Source organism: Mesorhizobium sp. P2_F5, assembly GCF_056403715.1.
The window spans coordinates 39,784-56,840 of sequence record NZ_JBFUEY010000013.1 but is presented as its reverse complement, the minus strand read 5'-3'; the positions used below and the strand labels follow the sequence as shown (position 1 = coordinate 56,840).

General features: G+C 64.1%; 19 protein-coding genes. 16 read left to right on the top strand and 3 right to left on the bottom strand.

All coding sequences use genetic code 11. From position 1 onward, the window contains the following. Positions 1-438 precede the first annotated feature (438 nt). Positions 439-1,725: a M15 family metallopeptidase gene (locus AC1DYO_RS18860; RefSeq protein ID WP_477265768.1), complete on the top strand. Its 1,287-nt coding sequence runs from the start codon at positions 439-441 to the stop codon at positions 1,723-1,725. An 84-nt stretch (positions 1,726-1,809) separates the two neighbouring features. Next, positions 1,810-2,007, top strand: coding sequence for a hypothetical protein (locus AC1DYO_RS18855; RefSeq protein WP_477265766.1), 198 nt, complete (start codon positions 1,810-1,812; stop codon positions 2,005-2,007). A 15-nt stretch (positions 2,008-2,022) separates the two neighbouring features. Here AC1DYO_RS18855 and AC1DYO_RS18850 read toward each other — a convergent pair whose 3' ends face one another. Then, entirely contained in the window at positions 2,023-2,463 is a 441-nt protein-coding gene (locus AC1DYO_RS18850; protein WP_477265764.1) for an Lrp/AsnC family transcriptional regulator, read from the bottom strand. Between the two features lie 146 nt (positions 2,464-2,609). Between AC1DYO_RS18850 and rocF the strand changes: the two genes are divergently transcribed. Together rocF and AC1DYO_RS18840 are read left to right on the top strand one after the other, a co-directional pair. Then, positions 2,610-3,545: an arginase gene (rocF, locus tag AC1DYO_RS18845; RefSeq protein ID WP_477265762.1), complete on the top strand. Its 936-nt coding sequence runs from the start codon at positions 2,610-2,612 to the stop codon at positions 3,543-3,545. Then, complete coding sequence (locus tag AC1DYO_RS18840) at positions 3,542-4,600, top strand: ornithine cyclodeaminase (RefSeq protein WP_477265760.1); 1,059 nt, start codon at positions 3,542-3,544, stop codon at positions 4,598-4,600. Before rocF ends, AC1DYO_RS18840 begins: the two co-directional genes overlap by 4 nt. A gap of 66 nt (positions 4,601-4,666) precedes the next feature. Here AC1DYO_RS18840 and AC1DYO_RS18835 read toward each other — a convergent pair whose 3' ends face one another. Then, positions 4,667-5,668 (bottom strand): LacI family DNA-binding transcriptional regulator, encoded by a 1,002-nt coding sequence (locus AC1DYO_RS18835; protein WP_477265758.1) that lies wholly within the window; start codon positions 5,666-5,668, stop codon positions 4,667-4,669. Between the two features lie 385 nt (positions 5,669-6,053). Here AC1DYO_RS18835 and AC1DYO_RS18830 point away from each other — a divergent pair, with 385 nt between their 5' ends. Together AC1DYO_RS18830 and AC1DYO_RS18825 are read left to right on the top strand one after the other, a co-directional pair. Next, positions 6,054-6,809, top strand: a complete 756-nt coding sequence (locus AC1DYO_RS18830) for a COG4280 domain-containing protein (RefSeq protein WP_477265756.1) — start codon at positions 6,054-6,056, stop codon at positions 6,807-6,809. Beyond that, positions 6,806-7,021 (top strand): hypothetical protein, encoded by a 216-nt coding sequence (locus AC1DYO_RS18825; RefSeq protein ID WP_477265754.1) that lies wholly within the window; start codon positions 6,806-6,808, stop codon positions 7,019-7,021. Before AC1DYO_RS18830 ends, AC1DYO_RS18825 begins: the two co-directional genes overlap by 4 nt. Here AC1DYO_RS18825 and AC1DYO_RS18820 read toward each other — a convergent pair. Then, complete coding sequence (locus AC1DYO_RS18820) at positions 7,015-7,647, bottom strand: methyltransferase family protein (protein WP_477265753.1); 633 nt, start codon at positions 7,645-7,647, stop codon at positions 7,015-7,017. The genes AC1DYO_RS18825 and AC1DYO_RS18820 overlap by 7 nt on opposite strands. A gap of 229 nt (positions 7,648-7,876) precedes the next feature. On the opposite strand from AC1DYO_RS18820, the gene AC1DYO_RS18815 reads away from it, so the two are divergent. The 10 genes from AC1DYO_RS18815 (at position 7,877) to AC1DYO_RS18770 (ending at position 16,995) form a co-directional block, all read left to right on the top strand. Continuing rightward, positions 7,877-8,134 carry a hypothetical protein gene (locus AC1DYO_RS18815; protein WP_477265751.1) on the top strand — a complete coding sequence of 86 codons (258 nt, stop codon included), beginning with the start codon at positions 7,877-7,879 and terminating at the stop codon, positions 8,132-8,134. A 64-nt stretch (positions 8,135-8,198) separates the two neighbouring features. After that, positions 8,199-8,996, top strand: a complete 798-nt coding sequence (locus AC1DYO_RS18810; RefSeq protein WP_477265749.1) for a COG4705 family protein — start codon at positions 8,199-8,201, stop codon at positions 8,994-8,996. Positions 8,997-9,037: 41 nt separating this feature from the next. Then, positions 9,038-9,670 (top strand): tyrosine-protein phosphatase, encoded by a 633-nt coding sequence (locus tag AC1DYO_RS18805; protein ID WP_477265747.1) that lies wholly within the window; start codon positions 9,038-9,040, stop codon positions 9,668-9,670. Positions 9,671-9,750: 80 nt separating this feature from the next. Continuing rightward, entirely contained in the window at positions 9,751-10,428 is a 678-nt protein-coding gene (locus AC1DYO_RS18800) for a winged helix-turn-helix domain-containing protein (RefSeq protein ID WP_477265745.1), read from the top strand. Between the two features lie 57 nt (positions 10,429-10,485). Then, positions 10,486-10,866, top strand: a complete 381-nt coding sequence (locus tag AC1DYO_RS18795) for a YkvA family protein (RefSeq protein ID WP_477265743.1) — start codon at positions 10,486-10,488, stop codon at positions 10,864-10,866. Between the two features lie 68 nt (positions 10,867-10,934). Next, positions 10,935-12,314, top strand: coding sequence for a HAMP domain-containing sensor histidine kinase (locus tag AC1DYO_RS18790; protein ID WP_477265741.1), 1,380 nt, complete (start codon positions 10,935-10,937; stop codon positions 12,312-12,314). A 108-nt stretch (positions 12,315-12,422) separates the two neighbouring features. After that, on the top strand, positions 12,423-13,019 hold the full coding sequence (locus tag AC1DYO_RS18785; RefSeq protein WP_477265739.1) for a hypothetical protein: 597 nt from the start codon (positions 12,423-12,425) through the stop codon (positions 13,017-13,019). A gap of 1 nt (position 13,020) precedes the next feature. Continuing rightward, positions 13,021-13,683: an ABC transporter ATP-binding protein gene (locus tag AC1DYO_RS18780; RefSeq protein ID WP_477265737.1), complete on the top strand. Its 663-nt coding sequence runs from the start codon at positions 13,021-13,023 to the stop codon at positions 13,681-13,683. Continuing rightward, positions 13,661-14,341: an ABC transporter ATP-binding protein gene (locus AC1DYO_RS18775; RefSeq protein ID WP_477265735.1), complete on the top strand. Its 681-nt coding sequence runs from the start codon at positions 13,661-13,663 to the stop codon at positions 14,339-14,341. Before AC1DYO_RS18780 ends, AC1DYO_RS18775 begins: the two co-directional genes overlap by 23 nt. After that, positions 14,338-16,995: an ABC transporter permease gene (locus AC1DYO_RS18770; protein ID WP_477265733.1), complete on the top strand. Its 2,658-nt coding sequence runs from the start codon at positions 14,338-14,340 to the stop codon at positions 16,993-16,995. Before AC1DYO_RS18775 ends, AC1DYO_RS18770 begins: the two co-directional genes overlap by 4 nt. The last annotated feature ends 62 nt before the right edge of the window (positions 16,996-17,057 follow it).

Sequence of the window (17,057 nt, the reverse complement as noted above, 5' to 3'; positions counted from 1 at the left end):
CAACGACCGCCAGAGGCCGCTCGTTGCGGCCTTTTATCCTGCCATCACCCTCGGCCGGTAGCAAGCCTCCGTTACGTGGAGGATTTCCGGATAGCGCCCGCCGCACCTGGGCCAAGGAAAACAGTTGGGCGCGGATGATCTGCCCAATCGGTCAACGCTGATTTCGGTGACGCGGATCGCCACAAGGTGCAACCGCTCACAGCCCAAGTTGTTCGTGACTTTGACGCTTGCGGAGAGCAAACTATAGTTCTGAGACAAAAGCATCACTTCGCCGTTGAAAGAAAAACGGGATGCGATAATATCGCGTCAGATGTTTGCGACTGCTTGACCGGGGGGTGCAGTGGATTCGTCTTTTTTCAAGCGCTGGCCGGCAAGATGGGAGGCGCGCGATTCTGCGGTCTTTCTGACTGAGTCGCGCCATATCCTAGGGGATTTGCCATGACAGCCGATGCCAATGTCGATCAGATTGCCAAGTACGGGGTCGAGGCGATCGTTGCGGCGATCACGGCGCGGATCACGGACCGCGAGGCGCTGATCTGGCTGTGGCCGCAGCTCGAAAAGCAACTGATGGCCTATGACGGCCACCTGCAGACGACATTGTTTCCCGGGTTCGAGGCGCCGGCCGTGACCGCGTTGCCGCAGGCGCTCAACCGGCGCGAACTGGCCGCTACGCTACGGCTGGCGCTGCTGACGGCGCTGGACCGGATCAACCCTCTCGAGGCCGCCTCGTCCGCAAGTGCTGCCGACATACTGGCGGAATGGAACAAGCTCTCGGCCTTCGTCAGAAACAACATCAGCGATGGCTTTTCCGGATTTCAGAATATTCGTACCCGGCTGTATGCGAAGTTCGGCGCGCCCAGCGATCCGGCCAAGGCGATCGACCGGGTCAACGCCTATTACAAGCAGATGCTGGGCGCCGGTTTTCCGAGGGCGAGCTTCAAGTCGCCGGTGCATCCCGCACTCAAGACCAGGTTGGCCAACACCGTCGCGCTGCTTACCGCCAAGAAGGCGCTGACAGCACTGGACCAGATCAAGAGCGTCGGCGGCTTCAACATAAGGCCCAATGTCAACTCGCCCACGCAACTCAGCAATCATTCCTTCGGCTGGGCGGTGGACATCGATCCGGCGATCAACCCCAACGTCAAGAAGACCGTTTTGCCGCTGACCATCATCGCCGCCTTCACCGGTGTCGACCTCTATGGCGCCGAGAGCGCCACGCTGCTCGCCGGCGACCCTTATGACACGCTGCTGCCGGCGGCCATTGTGCTGTCGAAGGCCAACGCCGCTGTCGTTGCCGCATTTGCCAATGCCGATGGCCTCAAGGTCGCCATGGGCAACGCCATAAAACGGCTCAGCGGCGTGACACTGCCGGCGGCGAAGCTCACCACGGCACATCAGCTGGCAACCGCCGTGCCGGCCAAGCAGACCGATCTCGCCACGCTGCTGCAAGGCGCCGGCGCGACGCCTGCCAAGGCCAAGTCGACCGCGAAGCTGCTGGCCGATGCCGCCGACCTCTCCCGCCGGGCCGCCAAGGTCGGCTCCCCCAAGATCATCGGCACCGACGCTTCGGTTGCCCGCTTCGGCTTCTTCAACCTGGCCCCGCAGGCCGCAGCCGGGTTGGCCGCCAGCGATGGCGGCGGCCTGCGCTGGCTGGGCGGCGCCACCGGCACCAAGGACTACATGCATTTCGAGCTTGCCGCAGCCAATCAGCCAAAGCTGTTCTGATCAACGCCGCATCCGCAGTTTCGATTAAAGCCGGAACGATCCGACCGTCTCAAAAACTTAAGTGCGCTGACAAGAGGAGCGCCAATGAGATTCGCAGCCATGCAAGATCCCAGTGACCGCTGGCTTGTCTACGATTTGACGTCGGACCTGCCGGCGGAGATAGCGGGACGACTGCTGATGGGGCTGACGCGCAGCGAAGCCGAGCAGATTGCCGAGCAGGCCAATACAGGATTTGTCAGGCAGCCGACCCGTCCGCCAGTTCCGCACCCTGGCTTTGCGTAAACACGCCAGCCTGATCTAGGCCAACCTCGCCCTGGTCGTCCTCGGCGTCGCCAGCAGCAGGCTGGTTTCGCTGCCCGTTATGCCGGGGATCAGCCGTATCCGCCGCAGCACCGCGTCGAAATCCGTGAGCGACGCCGTGCCGAGCTCGACCACCAGGTCCCAGCGGCCATTGGTGGTGTGAATGGTCGAAACCTCGGCCAAACCGCCGAGCGCCCGGACCACGCGGTCCGCGGCATGGCCTTCGATCTCGATCATCATCACGCCGCGTATCCGCTGGTCGACGGCGTCGGCGCGCAGCACCACGGTGTAGCCGATGATCTCGCCCGCCTTTTCCAGCCGCTCCATGCGCGCCCTGACCGTGGCGCGCGAGACGCCGAGATCGACCGCGAGATCGGAGATGCTGCGCCGAGCGTCGTGCCTGAGCAACGTGACCAGCCTTTCGTCGAGCGCATCCATGACTACTATCCACTTTGATTAAGACGACTTATCGGAATGATAAATCATTCTTTCCGAAATGCCAATTTCGCCTGTTCAAACTGCCGGGCCGGGATGGTTCATTCCAGCCATCAATCGCCCAATCAATTGCAAGGACAAAAAGAATCATGCGCTGCAGGATCGTTGGCGCGCCGGTGCAGGACGGCGCGGGTAGGATGGGATGCGAGATGGGGCCGAGCGCTTTGCGCACGGCAGGGCTTGTCTCGGTGCTGTCGGAACTCGGCCATGAGGTCGAGGACTGGGGCGCGGTGCAACCGGCTGCGGCCCGCGCTATCGTCCATGGCAACCTTGCGCTGAAGGCGCTGCCGGAGATTTCCGCCTGGACGGAGGCGATCGCCGAAACCGCCTACACGGCTTCGAAGGAAGCGATGCCGATCTTCCTTGGCGGCGACCACGCGATATCAGCCGGCACCGTATCGGGCATAGCCCGCCGGGCGGCCGAGAGCGGCCGGCCGCTCTTCGTGCTGTGGCTCGACGCGCATCCCGATTTCCACACGCTCGACACTACCGTCAGCGGCAATCTGCACGGCGTGCCGCTCGCCTATGCCAGCGGCCGGCCGGGCTTCAATGGCTATTTCCCGGACCTGCCCGTCGCCGTCGATCCCGCCCGCATCTGCGTCATGGGCCTGCGCAGCGTCGATCCGGCCGAGCGCCGGGCGCTGAGCGAAGCCGGCGTGACCGTGCATGACATGCGCACCATTGACGAGCACGGCGTCGCGCCTTTGCTGCGCGCCTTCCTGGCCCAGGTCGAAAAGGCCAACGGCCTGCTGCATGTCAGCCTCGACGTCGACTTTCTCGACCCCTCGATCGCGCCGGCCGTCGGCACCACCGTGCCCGGCGGCGCCACTTTCCGCGAGGCGCATCTGGTGATGGAAATGCTGTCCGACAGCGGCCTGGTCTCCAGCCTCGATCTGGTCGAGCTCAACCCGTTCCTCGACGAGCGCGGCCGCACCGCCACGTTGATGGTCGACCTCGCCGCCAGCCTGATGGGCCGCCGCATCATGGACCGCCCGACCCGCAGCCATTCCGGAAGCATCGCATGACCCAGCCTTCCCGCCTTGCCATCGTCCCCTTCGTCAGCGTCGACCGCATGATGAAGCTGGTGTTGACCATCGGCGTCGAGCGGTTCCTGACCGAACTCGCCGCCTATATCGAGGAGGATTTCCGCCGCTGGGAGCTGTTCGACAAGACGCCGCGCATCGCCTCGCACAGCCATGACGGCGTCATCGAGCTGATGCCGACCAGCGACGGTCGCCTCTACGGCTTCAAATATGTCAACGGCCACCCGAAGAACATGCGCGAGGGCCGCCAGACGGTCACCGCCTTCGGCGTGCTGGCCGATGTCGGCTCCGGCTATCCGATGCTGCTCACCGAAATGACCATCCTGACGGCGCTGCGGACCGCGGCGACCTCCGCCGTCGCGGCCAAATATCTGGCGCCCAAGGGTTCGCGCTCGATGGCCATCATCGGCAATGGCGCCCAGTCCGAGTTCCAGGCCGTCGCCTTCAAGGCGCTGCTCGGCATCGACCGGCTGCGGCTCTATGACATCGACCGCTCCGCTTCGGAAAAATGCGCCCGCAACCTCGCCGGCAAAGGTTTTGACATCACCATCTGCACGACCGGACAGGATGCTGTGGAAGGCGTCGACATCATCACCACGGTGACCGCCGACAAGCAGTACGCCACCATCCTCACCGACAACATGGTCGGCTCCGGCGTGCACATCAACGCGGTTGGCGGCGATTGCCCCGGCAAGACGGAGCTGCACCGCGACATCCTGCTGCGCTCCGACATCTTCGTTGAGTTTCCGCCGCAGACGCGCATCGAGGGCGAGATCCAGCAGCTCGACGCCGACCATCCGGTGACCGAGCTGTGGCGGGTGATGACCGGCCAGGCCGAGGGCCGCATGACGGCGGAACAGATCACGCTGTTCGATTCCGTCGGCTTCGCCACCGAGGATTTTTCCGCGCTCCGCTATGTCCGCGACCAGCTCCAGGCGACCGGCCTCTATGAGGAGCTCGACTTGCTCGCCGATCCCGACGAGCCGCGCGACCTCTTCGGCATGCTGCTCAGGGCAGCGCTGCAGCCGGCCGCCTGAGCTTTCCGCATCGCGGCCTGATGCCTCGCGCAACCAGGCCGCGAAATCCACGCATCTGGACGGGCGCTAGCCGCGCAGCGGCGCGCAGCTCTCGCGTTCGACCAGCACCGGCGTCAGCACTTCGCGACGAGAATGCGCCGCCGGCTCGGCAACCCGCGCGAGCAGCAGGCTGACCGCCCGCGTGCCGATCTTCTCGACCGGCTGTGCGATCGTCGTCAGCGGCGGCCAGGTGGTGACGGCATAGGGGATGTCGTCGAAGCCGATCATCGACATGTCGTCGGGAACCCGCAGGCCCCGGGCTCGCAGCACCGTCAGCGCGCCCATGGCCATCAGATCATTACAGGCAAAAAGCGCCGTGATGCCGGGGGCCTGCGCCATCAGCCGCTCCATCGCCGTGCGGCCGCCGGCGAAGTGATAGTCGGAATCGACCACGAAGGCCGCCGGCAGGTCGAGGCCTGCTTCCTGCAGCGCCCTGGCGAAGCCGCGCAGGCGGGCAGGGCTGGAGCTCGAATCGCGCGGGCCGCCGATGACGCCGATCTTCTGGTGGCCGAGCCCGACCAGATAGCGGCCGGCGAGATAGCCGCCATGATCGTGATCGACCAGCACGGAATCGACATTGACCGAATGGATCTCACGGTCGAGCAGCACCGCCGGCACGCCGGGCAGAACGTTGGCGAACACCCGCGCATGGTCGGACGAGCCGGCGAAGATCAGCCCGTCGATCTGCTTGGCCATCAGCACCTGGAGATACCGCTCCTCCTTCTCGGCGCTGCCGTCGGAGTTGCACAGGATCACCGTATAGCCGGCAAGGAAGCCGGCATCCTCGATCTGGCGCGCCACGCTGGCGAAGAACGGATTGGAATTGTCCGGCAAAAGCAGGCCGATGGTCTTGGTCTCGCCGCGCCTCAGGCTGCGCGCCAGCGTGTTCGGGCTGTAGCGCAGAGCGGCGATGGCCGAATGCACGCGCTCGGCCGTCTCCGGCTCGACATGGCGTGTGCGGTTCATCACATGAGAGACGGTTGCGACCGACACTCCGGCATGGCGCGCGACATCGGCAATCGTCGTCATCGGTTATCCCTCTAGCGGATCACCCGCAAAAGCCGCTCCCTGTAGGCGTCTAGGATGACGGCAAGCACAATGACAAGTCCTATCACGATCGGCTTGTTATCTTGCTCATGATTTCCTCCTCTGTGATCCACCGTAATCGGTTACGTAACCGATTACGCCACAGGTTAGTGCGCGGCTTTGCCAGGTGTCAACATCGGCCCGCCGGCAACGTCGAGGCCGTTGCTGGCGCATTGCGGTCGAGCTCGGGCCGCAGCGCGTCCGTCTCGACGGGCGGAAACGCCGCCCGCCGGCTCAGCGCCCGCTTTCTCGCTACAATCGGAGCGTTGTATCGTTCAATGCCTGGTGATTCCCGACTTGATGATTCCCGAGCAGACAGGAAGCCTTCATGAACGGCCTGACGCCCATACTTTCCACCGTGACCGCCTCGTTCCTCGCCTCCTTCGTCGAAGTGGTCGAGGCCTTCACCATCGTGCTGGCGGTCGGCGTCACCCGCGGCTGGCGGCCGGCGCTGACTGGCGCCGCCCTTGCGCTGGCGCTGCTGGCGGCTTTGGTGCTGGCTTTCGGACCGCTGCTGGCGCTGGTTCCCATCACCGTGCTGCAGTTCGTCGTCGGCGTGCTCCTGATCCTGTTTGGCATGCGCTGGTTGAGAAAAGCCATTTTGCGCAGTGTCGGCGTCATCGCCCTGCATGACGAGGACGCCGCCTTTTCCAAGGAAACCGCCACCTTGCACCAACAGGCCAATGACCGCCGCGCCGATTATCTGGCCGGGCTCGCGGCCTTCAAGGCGGTGCTGCTCGAAGGTGTCGAAGTGGTGTTCATCGTCATTGCCGTGGGTGCCGCGCATGCGCAGACCTTCTATGCCAGCCTTGGCGCGCTGGCGGCCTTCATCCTGGTCACGATCATCGGTCTTGCGGTGCACCGGCCGCTTGCTCGAGTGCCGGAGAACGCGCTCAAATTCGCCGTCGGCCTGATGCTGACCAGCTTCGGCATTTTCTGGACCGGCGAAGGCCTTGGCGCCGACTGGCCGGGCGCCGATCTGGCGCTGCTGGCCATCTTCGCCATCATTGCCGTCGCGTCCTTCGCCATCGTGCGCTGGTTGCGCGACAGCCACCCCAAGGCCGCACAAGGAGCTGCCCGATGACTATCGTCCGCCTCATCCTGAACGAACTCGTCGGCATGTTCATCGACGACGGCAGCCTGGCGACGCTGGCGCTGCTGCTGATCGTGGCGATCACCGCGGCAGTGAAGCTGCTGGCGCTGCCGCCGCTTGCCGGCGGCGTCCTGCTTCTGGTCGGCTGCCTCGCCATCCTGCTCTACAGTGTGCGCCGCGCGGCGCGGCGTTCCGGTCAGTAGAGGGTGAAAAACACCGGCAGCACGCCGCTGATCCGCAACTGCTCGATCGTCTCGATGATCGGGAACAGCGCCAGGAAATAGAGCCCGTCCGTGAATGTCCGCCGCAGCGTTCTTGTCGAGAATTGGCGTTCAGCCTGGTCGTGAAACAGCATCGGGTTCGGCCAGAAAGCCGGCGTGCGCTCGGCATAGGCGCTATAGGCGGGGCCGAACTTTCCAAACAGGAACTCGGCTTCCTTGCGCGCCGTCACCCGAAACACAAGGTAGCTCATCAGAGCCAGGGCCGCCGCCACCAGCACCGCGCCATACATCAACCCGGCGCCTGCGGCGCCGACCGTGGAAAAGAAATAGAGCGGGTTCCGGGTCATCGAGAACGGGCCGATGGTAACCAGCTCGTCGTTCTTCCTGCCGCCGACATAGAGAATGCTCCACAGACGGCCGAGGAAGCAGACCAGCACGAAGCCGATGCCCAGCGCTTCGATGTATTCGTGCCCGTCCGAGCCTTCGACAAGAAAGGGCTTGGTGAACAGCAACGGCACAATGGCAAGGACCGCGGCCACCTGTACGACGATCAGGCGCTTGTGCTGGTCGAACGCCTTCGCCGCCGGCTTGGGGGGAGCATAGCTCATCATGGTTCCTGCTCTCCGGCAGGGCCTGTCGCGCCGGTGTCTCGCCATCCACTAGCGCTTCCGTGCGGCAATGGCGAGGCAACCGGCAAGGATTTTGGGCATTCTTACGAATTTGTAAGCAGGCGGACAGATGGTGGCGAGGTCGCCTGCCTATGGTCCTTGTGCCGGCCGACGCGCCGGACATCGTTTCACCACCGCCGAACATCGGCACAATACAGGAAAACTCAACATGAAAAAACTGGCCCTCGCTTTCGCGCTCGGCGCAATTGCCATCGCCAACCCGGTCTTTTCAGCCGCGGCCGCTCCAGCGCCTTGCGAAGACGCTCTGAAAGACCTGCGCGCGGCGGAAGCCTCGGCGGCGCTGAGCGCCGCGGACAAGACCAAAGTGTCCGATCTCGAGGCCAAGGGTGTCGAGCGCTGCAATGCCGATGACGACAAGCGCGCCGACGACTTCTTTGCCCAGGCCATGAAGATCATGGGCAAGTAAGGCCAAGCCTCCCCGCACATACCGGGCGATAGTCCCATCCCATCGAAACGACAAGGATACCATCATGCTCTCGTCTGCAAGCACGGCACCCGCTTTGGCATCGCCCAACAGGGTTCCTGATGTCACCGTCGAATTCTGGCTGATCAAGCTTTTGGCGGTGACCATGGGCGAGACGGCGGCCGACTATCTCTCAGTCAATCTCGGCCTCGGTTTGACCGTCACCTCACTGATCATGACCGGCATCCTTGTCGTCGCGCTGGCGCTGCAGTTCGCGCAGAAACGCTACGTGCCATGGGCCTACTGGCTGGCGGTGGTGCTGATCAGCGTCGTCGGCACCTTGATCACCGACAATCTGGTCGACAATTTCGGCGTCCGCCTGCAAACCACCACGATCGCCTTCACGGTCCTGCTCGCCACGACATTCGCGGCCTGGTACGCCAGCGAAAGGACGCTTTCGATCCATACGATCGTCACCACCAGGCGCGAGATCTTCTACTGGCTGGCGATCCTGTTCACCTTTTCGCTCGGCACCGCGGCCGGGGACCTGGTCGCCGAGACATTCGATATGGGCTATCTCACGACCGGCTTTTTGTTCGGCGGGGTCATCGCGCTCATCGCGCTTGGCTATTTCGCCTTCGGTCTCGACGCCATACTCGCCTTCTGGCTGGCCTATATCCTGACGCGGCCGTTAGGCGCTTCGTTCGGCGACCTGCTGTCGCAACCGGTCGAATATGGCGGATTTGGCTTCGGCACCAGCTTCACCAGCATTGCCTTTCTCAGCTGCATCGTCGCGGTGGTTGTCTATATGACACTGAAGGAGAACGCCGACGAGGCCGACCCCATTCTTATCGAATCCGAGTAAGGGTTGGGACCGAGTGCATCACGAAAGGAAACGGACCTGACATGGCCGATTTGAACACACCACGACGCAGGTCGGTGCGGATCTGGCTGGCGTCGCTGATCGCCGTCGTTGCGATGGGCGGCGGCGCGCTCGCGGCAACCCACCTCAACAACAATTTCCACGCCATTGTCGCGGGCGAGGCCTATCGCTCGGCCCAGCCGACCGCCGACGAAATCCGCGACTACCACGACAAATACCACATTGCCACGATCGTCAATCTGCGTGGCGCGGGTCCGGGACAGGCCTGGTACGACGAGGAAGTGAAGGCTGCCGATGAGCTTGGCATCCGCCATATCGACTTTCCCATGAACGCCCGCACCGAATTGACACAGCAGCAATCGCTGGCGCTGATCGCCTTGCTGCAATCGGCGCCCAAGCCGGTGCTGATCCATTGCAAGGAGGGGTCGGACCGCACCGGCCTCGCCTCGGCGCTCTACCTCGCAGCTTTGGCCGGCGCGAACGAGACGGTGTCAGAGGCGCAGCTGTCGATCCGCTACGGCCATATCGGCATTCCGGTCATCGGACCTTATGAGATGGATCGGAGCTTCGAGGCCGTCGAACCGCTGCTGGGCTTTTTCGGCTCGTGGCAATCCGGCATCACAAGGCGGAACCGACTATTCCAGGAAAAAGTGTGAAACCGCTTTTCGGCCGGAATTGCGCCAAAACAGGGCGTTAGAGGATCGCCGGGGGCGGTCAACCAGCGATCGGAACAACGATGCGACTTCTGCTTGTCGAGGATGACCCCCGGACCGCCGACTATGTCGTCAAGGGCCTGAGCGAAGCTGGCCACGTCTGCGACCTGCTGCGCGATGGCCGCGACGGGCTGTTTGCGGCGACCCGCGACGCCTATGACGTGATCGTCGCCGACCGCATGCTGCCTGGCCTCGACGGCCTGTCGATGATCAAGGCGGTGCGGGCGGCGGGCGTGCGCACGCCGGCGATCTTTTTGACCTCGGTTGGCGGTGTCGACGACCGCGTCGAAGGGCTCGAGGCCGGTGGCGACGATTATCTGGTCAAGCCTTTCGCCTTTTCCGAACTTCTCGCCCGCATCAACGCACTTGGCCGCCGCCCGGCGGCGCAGGAGCAGAAAACCACGCTGCGCATCGCCGATCTCGAAATGGACCTGATCCAGCGCCGCGTCACCAGACAGGGTCAGGCCATCGACCTGCAGCCGCGCGAATTCAGCCTGCTCGAAGTGCTTATGCGCGGCGAGGGCCGCGTCATCACCCGCACCATGCTTCTGGAGCGGGTCTGGGATTTCCATTTCGACCCCAAGACCAGCGTCGTCGAAACCCATATCAGCCGGCTGCGGGCCAAGATCGACAGGCCATTCGAGGTTCCGCTCATCCATACCGTGCGCAACACCGGCTACAGCTTGCACGCGCCGGGTTGAATGGGCCATGCTCGATCACATCTCGCACGTCCGACTGGCTGTCCGTATATAAGCGAAATGTCGATGCTGGACTCTGCAAAGCGATGGGCGCGCGGCATCAAGCGCGACACGGTGGCATTGTGGCTTGCCGCCCGCGATCCCCGTGTGCCTTGGTATGCAAAGGCCGCTGCCGGGGCGGTTGCAGCCTATGCTCTCAGCCCTATCGACCTCATTCCTGATTTTATCCCTGTCATCGGCTATCTGGATGATCTGCTGATCGTCCCGCTCGGCATCATGCTCGCGGTCAAGCTGGTGCCAGCCGGTCTCATGCAGGAATTCCGTGATGCGGCCACGCGCCGCGCCAGGCCGGTTGGCAAGGCCGGACTGGTCTTCATCATTGCTGTCTGGATATTGGCGACGCTGGCGCTGCTATGGCTGTTCTGGCCGAAGTCCGCCTAGATCAAAGGGATAGAGCATGATGTCGCCCGAAAACGGCGTCACATTTTTCGGCATCGTGCTCTAGAGCGATGAAGGAAACAAGCGCCAGCCTGCTGCGCAGCACGCCGTTCCGGCTGGCGCTCACCTTTGCCTTCCTGTTCGTGCTTGCCTTCCTCCTGTCGGGCGCGATCGTCTACCAGCTGATGAGCGCAGACCTGTCGGCGCGGCTCGATGAGACGCTCAAGGATACCTATTCGGTCGTCGCCGTGACCTATGCGGAGAGCGATCAGGAGGATCTGATCGCGACAGTCAACGATCATGCCCAGCTCAGCCCGAACAAGGAGCAGCTCTTTTCGCTGACCGGCCCAGACGGCACCCATCTGGCCGGCAACTTCACCGCTTCCGGCCTGCCCGACGGCTTCTCGATGTTTGCCGCCTCGCTGCCCGGCGTGCCGCCCGGAACCATGTACCGTGCCTATTCGGGCGAGGTCGGCGGCAACAGCCTGGCGGTCGCCGTCTCGCTGTCGGAAACCGAAGAACTTGAGACCATCGTGCTGATGAGCTTCGTCTGGGGAACATTCTTCATCCTGGGTCTTGCGATCGTTGGTGGCGCACTGCTGGCGTCGCGCGTGCAGCGCCGCCTCGACGGCATCGCCGCCACCATGGTCGATGTCTCGCATGGGCGGCTCCAGGCCCGTATCCCGCTGACCGGCAATGGCGATGACATCGACGCCGTCTCGGGCCAGGTCAACGCGGCACTGGACCGCCTGTCGGCGCTGGTCGACGGCATGAGGGAGGTGAGCGCCAACATCGCGCATGATTTAAAGACGCCGCTCAACCGGCTGCAGATGATCCTCGAATCCGCCGCCGACAAGACGACCTCAGGCGCCGATGTTTCCGGCGAGCTCGCCGACGCCCGCACAGAGGCGCTGCAGATCAACGAAACCTTCGACGCGCTTCTGCGCATAGCCCAGATCGAGGCCGGTGCCCGCAAGGCGCGTTTCATCGATCTCGATGTCGGCCGCCTTGTCGCGACCATCGGCGAGATCTACTCAGATGTCGCCGAAGACGACGGCAAGGTCCTGTCGACAACGATCGTTCCGGGTACGGAATGGTATATTCACGGCGACCGCGACCTGCTGATGCAACTGGTCGCCAATTTGGTCGAGAACGCCCTGCGGCACTGCCCGCCCGGCACCGTGATCGCGGTGTCGGTGACACGGCAGGATGACCGGATTCTGGTTTGTGTCTGCGACAACGGTCCCGGCATCCCGGCCGGCGAGCGGGAGAAGGTTTTCCAGCGGCTCTACCGGCTGGACTCCAGCCGCACCACGCCCGGCAGCGGCCTTGGCTTGAGCCTCGTGCGGGCCGTCGCCGATTTGCATGGCGCAACGATCACCCTGGAGGATCGCCATCCTGGCCTGGCGGTCATCATCAGCTTCCGGACGGTGAGGACATCGGGGACCTGAAGTATCGCGCGCCGGAAGCTTACCGATCCGTATGAAGGCGGCGACCTGGCGGTAAAGTTGGCGCGACATAATGGGCCGTATCAGCCGTTCATTGAAAGGCCGCTCGACATGATCGCATTTCAAAAATCCCCCCGTATCATTTCGGCGCTGACGCTCGCTGTTTGCCTGGGCGCCGCCTGCGCTTCGACGCTTGTCGCCGACCGGGCCATTGCAGCCGAGAAGGCGGTTCCCGCGGAAAAGAACCCACCCGGAGACATTCCCGATACGCAGGTTTTCATCGACTATGCCTCGCCGCAGGGCTTCGCCATGAAAGTGCCGGAGGGATGGGCAAGGTCGGACCGCCCCGATGGCGCAAGCTTCGTCGACAAGCTTGACGGCGTCATACTCTCGGTGACCAAGGCGGATGCCTCGCCGACCGTCGAAAGCGCCAAGGCGGACTATGTGCCAAAGCTCGAGGCCGGAAGCCGGGCCGTGCGGGTGACCGCGGTCAAGCAGGTCAAGCTGCCCGCGGGTGCCGCGATCCGCATTGTCTATACCTCCAATTCCGAACCCAATGCCGTGACCAACAAACAGGTGCGCCTTGAAAACGAGCGCTACCTCTACTTCAAGGACGGCAGGCTGGTGACGCTGGAGCTCTACGCGCCCAAGGGCGCCGACAATGTCGATCAGTGGCAGCTGATGTCCAATTCGTTCCGATGGAAATGACATGCAAGCGCTGGAGGTGCATGAACTCTACCGGTTCTTCCACGTCGGTGACGACGAGACGGCGGCGTTGCGCGGCATCAGTTTCCATGTGGCGCCGGGCGAGATCGTCGCGGTGGTGGGACCGTCCGGCAGTGGCAAATCCACTCTGTTGTCCTGCGTCACCGGTCTCGATGAACCGGACGGCGGCTATGTCGAGGTCGACGGCAAACGCCTGACCCGCAGACCCGAGGCCGAGCGCTCGCGCATTCGTGCCGCCAGGTTTGGCATCCTCCCCCAGTCGGGAAACCTGTTCGGCCACCTCACCGTCGAGCAAAACCTGCGCTTGCAGATGCTGCTTGCCCGGAAGCCTAACGAGGAGCGGGTAGGCGTCCTGCTGGAAAACGTCGATCTTCTGCACCGCGCCCGTGCGTTTCCAACCGAGCTTTCCGGCGGCGAGGCGGCGCGGGCCGGCCTCGCGGTGGCGCTTGCCGCGGATCCGCCGATCCTGGTTGCCGACGAGCCGACGGCGGAGGTCGACAGCGACACCGAATCCCGCCTGATCGGCCAATTCGACGCGCGACGCCAAGCCGGACTGGCGACCTTGCTCGCGACCCACAGCAAGGCGCTTGCGTATCGGGCCGACCGGATAATCAGGCTGAAGGATGGCCGGATCGATGATGCGTGATACGCTGGTTTTCGGCAAAGGCCTTGGGCGCGACTTTGGGCGCGCCGTTGCGTTGCACGATGTCGATTGCAGGATCGCAGCCGGTGCGCGCATCGCCCTGGTTGGCCCCTCCGGCAGCGGCAAGACAACCTTGCTTCATATACTGGGCGGCCTGGACAGGCCGACGGCCGGAGATATCGAATGGCCAGGACTTGGTCGGTTCGAGGACCTGAGGCCGCGGCATGTCGGCGTGGTGTTCCAATCGCCGAGCCTGTTTCCCGCTCTGACGGCCGTCCAGAATGTCAGCCTGCCCCTGGTGTTGGCCGGCGAGCACGCGGGCGCTGGTGCGACCGCCAGGGCACTGCTGGACTCGTTCGGCCTCGGCGAGCTGGCCGACAAGCTGCCCGAGGAACTGTCCGGGGGGCAGGCTCAGCGGGTCGCAATGGCCCGCGCCTTGGCCATAGGACCGGAACTGGTTCTCGCAGATGAGCCGACCGGCCAGTTGGACAGCATCACGGCGCAAGTCTTTTTCGACACGGTCCTGGAGCGGTTAGAGCACACCGCAACCGCCCTTGTGGTGGCGACGCATGACGAGGCGATAGCTGCCCGGATGGCGACAAGATGGACGATGGACCACGGCCGGATCATCTCGGAATGGCCACGGCAGGACGCGGCATGAAGATAATTTTGCTATGGCTGCGTGGCATCCTTGCCCGCCGCCTGCTGCGTGTCGTCGGTGCCGCGGCAGGCGTTGCCTTGACGGTTGCGTTGCTGGCAGCGATGGCGCTTTTCCTGGCCAACGCCAGCGCGTCGATGACGGCCCGGGCCATCAAGGCGGTTCCGATCGACTGGCAGGTCCAGACGATTTCCGGCGCCGATCCGGAGGTGATCGGCAAGGCGATGGCCGATGCTGTCCCGCTCAAGGCCGTTCACGCGGTGCGCTATGCAGACGTGGCGGGATTCGAGGCTGTTACCGCCGGAACCACCCAGACCACCGGGCCAGGACAGGTCATCGCTTTCGATGGCGCCTATTCAAAGACTTTCCCGACGGAAGTCCGCTTGCTGTCCGGCACTACCGATGGCGTTCTGATTGCCCAGCAGACAGCGGCCAATCTTCATGTCGGCCCCGGCGATATGGTCTCGATCAAGCGGGTCGGCCTGCCTGCGGCAGAGGTCACGATCGCCGGGGTAGTCGATCTTCCCGATGCGGATTCGCTGTTCCAGGCAGTCGGCCTGCCGGCCCAGGCTTCGCCGCAGGCTCCGCCCGACAACGTGCTCGTTCTGCCCTGGGGGGACTGGCAACGGCTTTTGGAACCGCAGATGAAGCTGCGCCCCGATACGGTACGCCTGCAATGGCACGCGCGGATTGACCATGAAACACTGCCGGCCGGTCCTGTCGCGGCCTATGATTTCGTCACCGGCGCACAGCGCAATCTTGAGGCGCGGACGGTCGGCCAGGCGCTGGTCGCGGATAATCTCGGCTCACGCCTCGGGGCAGTCCGCGAAGACGCCCTGTATGCATCGGTGCTGTTCCTGTTTCTCGGTCTGCCTGGCGTTGCGCTTGCCGTGGCGCTGACCTTCACCGTCGCATCCTCAGGCGGGGTGCGTCGGCGAACGGAGCAGGCGCTGCTGCGCGTTCGCGGCGCCACGTTGGGGACCATTCTGTCGCTGTCGGCCGTCGAGGCCGCGCTGGCCGCCGTCACCGGCACGGCACTGGGCTTGGCTTGGGCTTGGCTGCTTGGTCCTGCCGTGGCGAGTGGGTCGGATACCAATTTGCTCCATGGTATTCCTGCCCTGCTTGTCGCGGCATTGGGCGGCCTGCTGGCGGGTGTTGTCGCCTTTCTGCTTCCCGCCTGGCGTGATGCGCGCTGGATCACCGCCAACGCGGCTCGACACTCTGTGACCCGCGTGACCGTACCGCTTTGGCGGCGCCTGTGGCTGGATGTTCTGCTGCTTGCCGCGGCGGGGCTGTTTTTCTGGCTGTCCGCGAGCACCGGATATCAGGTCGTCCTGGCGCCCGAAGGCGTGGCGGCGACCGCGGTCGACTACAAGGCCTTCATCGCGCCGGCCCTGTTCTGGCTGGGCACCGCCCTGCTGACGATGAGGCTGTCCGATCGCATCATCGCAGGGAACGGCCAACTGCCGCGCACGATCATTGCTCCGCTGTGCGGGCCATTGACACCCGTCGTGTCGGCTGCCCTGTCCAAGCAGCCCGAGCGCCTGACGGTCGGCATCGCCATGACGGCTCTGGCGATTTCCTTTGCCACATCGACAGCGATCTTCAACACCACCTACAACGCCCAGGCCCGCATCGACGCCGAACTGACCAACGGTTCCGATGTTACCGTGTTCGGCACCTCCGACAACCCGGCCGGAACACATCTTGCGGCCCTGACGGGGCTGACCGATGCCGCCGCCGTGGAGCCGATGCAACATCGCTTCGCCTATGTCGGCGCCGACCTGCAGGACCTCTACGGCATCGACCCTTCCCGCATCGGCCGCGCCACCAACCTCTCCAATGCCTATTTCGATGTCAGCGCAGCCGAAACGCTCGGCCGGCTCGCCTCTACACCCGACGGCGTCCTCGTGTCGGAAGAAACGGTGCAGGATTTTCAGCTTCAGCAGGGCGACACGATCAACCTGCGCCTCATCCATGCAGGAGACCACCAATACCACGCGATCCCCTTCAAATTCATCGGCATCGCTCGCGAATTTCCGACCGCCCCGAAGGACTCCTTCCTCGTCGCCAATGCCGCCTATGTCGCCCGCATGACGGGGTCCGACGCCTCCGAATACATCCTGATGCGCGCCACGGGCAGGCCAGCAGCACTGGCGCGCCAGGCTGCTTCGGTATTGGCCTTCGACCCTTCGCTGAAAATCGCCGATATCGGCCAGGCTGCCCATCTCATCGGCTCGAGTCTGACCGCGGTTGATCTTGATGGACTGACGCGGATCGAGCTCGGATTCTCGGTGGTGATGGCGGCCGCTGCCGCCGGGCTTGTGCTGGCCTTGGGCTTCGCCGAACGTCGCCGTCCTTTTGCCATACTCGGCGCCATTGGCGCCCGGCCCGCGCAACTGGCTGCATTCCTGTGGGCGGAAGGCCTGCTTATCGTCCTCGGCGGGCTGGTCTTCGGCCTGCTGTCTGGCGTGCTGACCGCATGGATGCTGGTGAAGCTTTTGACCGGCGTGTTCGATCCTCCGCCGGAGACGCTGTCCATCCCCTGGTTCTATCTGGCGATCCTGCTTGGCCTCGTCGTGGCTTCCGTGGCGGCCGCGGTGCTTTCGGCCAGGCCGTCGTCCGGGCTGACGGCCGAGCAGTTGCGGGACTTGTGACGGATCGCGCCGGACTTACACATTTGTAAGCCTGCGGCCAGCTGGTCGAAAACTCCCGGGCC

What these genes read in the sequence shown, in the direction of transcription:
- AC1DYO_RS18785 (WP_477265739.1), top strand. Translation starts at nt 12,423, where the DNA reads ATGATCGCATTTCAAAAATCCCCCCGTATCATTTCGGCGCTGACGCTC.
- AC1DYO_RS18770 (WP_477265733.1), top strand. Translation starts at nt 14,338, where the DNA reads ATGAAGATAATTTTGCTATGGCTGCGTGGCATCCTTGCCCGCCGCCTG.
- rocF (WP_477265762.1), top strand. Translation starts at nt 2,610, where the DNA reads ATGCGCTGCAGGATCGTTGGCGCGCCGGTGCAGGACGGCGCGGGTAGG.
- AC1DYO_RS18775 (WP_477265735.1), top strand. Translation starts at nt 13,661, where the DNA reads ATGGCCGGATCGATGATGCGTGATACGCTGGTTTTCGGCAAAGGCCTT.
- AC1DYO_RS18805 (WP_477265747.1), top strand. Translation starts at nt 9,038, where the DNA reads ATGGCCGATTTGAACACACCACGACGCAGGTCGGTGCGGATCTGGCTG.
- AC1DYO_RS18795 (WP_477265743.1), top strand. Translation starts at nt 10,486, where the DNA reads ATGTCGATGCTGGACTCTGCAAAGCGATGGGCGCGCGGCATCAAGCGC.
- AC1DYO_RS18855 (WP_477265766.1), top strand. Translation starts at nt 1,810, where the DNA reads ATGAGATTCGCAGCCATGCAAGATCCCAGTGACCGCTGGCTTGTCTAC.
- AC1DYO_RS18790 (WP_477265741.1), top strand. Translation starts at nt 10,935, where the DNA reads ATGAAGGAAACAAGCGCCAGCCTGCTGCGCAGCACGCCGTTCCGGCTG.
- AC1DYO_RS18860 (WP_477265768.1), top strand. Translation starts at nt 439, where the DNA reads ATGACAGCCGATGCCAATGTCGATCAGATTGCCAAGTACGGGGTCGAG.
- AC1DYO_RS18810 (WP_477265749.1), top strand. Translation starts at nt 8,199, where the DNA reads ATGCTCTCGTCTGCAAGCACGGCACCCGCTTTGGCATCGCCCAACAGG.
- AC1DYO_RS18815 (WP_477265751.1), top strand. Translation starts at nt 7,877, where the DNA reads ATGAAAAAACTGGCCCTCGCTTTCGCGCTCGGCGCAATTGCCATCGCC.
- AC1DYO_RS18830 (WP_477265756.1), top strand. Translation starts at nt 6,054, where the DNA reads ATGAACGGCCTGACGCCCATACTTTCCACCGTGACCGCCTCGTTCCTC.
- AC1DYO_RS18780 (WP_477265737.1), top strand. Translation starts at nt 13,021, where the DNA reads ATGCAAGCGCTGGAGGTGCATGAACTCTACCGGTTCTTCCACGTCGGT.
- AC1DYO_RS18835 (WP_477265758.1), bottom strand. Translation starts at nt 5,668, where the DNA reads ATGACGACGATTGCCGATGTCGCGCGCCATGCCGGAGTGTCGGTCGCA.
- AC1DYO_RS18825 (WP_477265754.1), top strand. Translation starts at nt 6,806, where the DNA reads ATGACTATCGTCCGCCTCATCCTGAACGAACTCGTCGGCATGTTCATC.
- AC1DYO_RS18820 (WP_477265753.1), bottom strand. Translation starts at nt 7,647, where the DNA reads ATGAGCTATGCTCCCCCCAAGCCGGCGGCGAAGGCGTTCGACCAGCAC.
- AC1DYO_RS18850 (WP_477265764.1), bottom strand. Translation starts at nt 2,463, where the DNA reads ATGGATGCGCTCGACGAAAGGCTGGTCACGTTGCTCAGGCACGACGCT.
- AC1DYO_RS18840 (WP_477265760.1), top strand. Translation starts at nt 3,542, where the DNA reads ATGACCCAGCCTTCCCGCCTTGCCATCGTCCCCTTCGTCAGCGTCGAC.
- AC1DYO_RS18800 (WP_477265745.1), top strand. Translation starts at nt 9,751, where the DNA reads ATGCGACTTCTGCTTGTCGAGGATGACCCCCGGACCGCCGACTATGTC.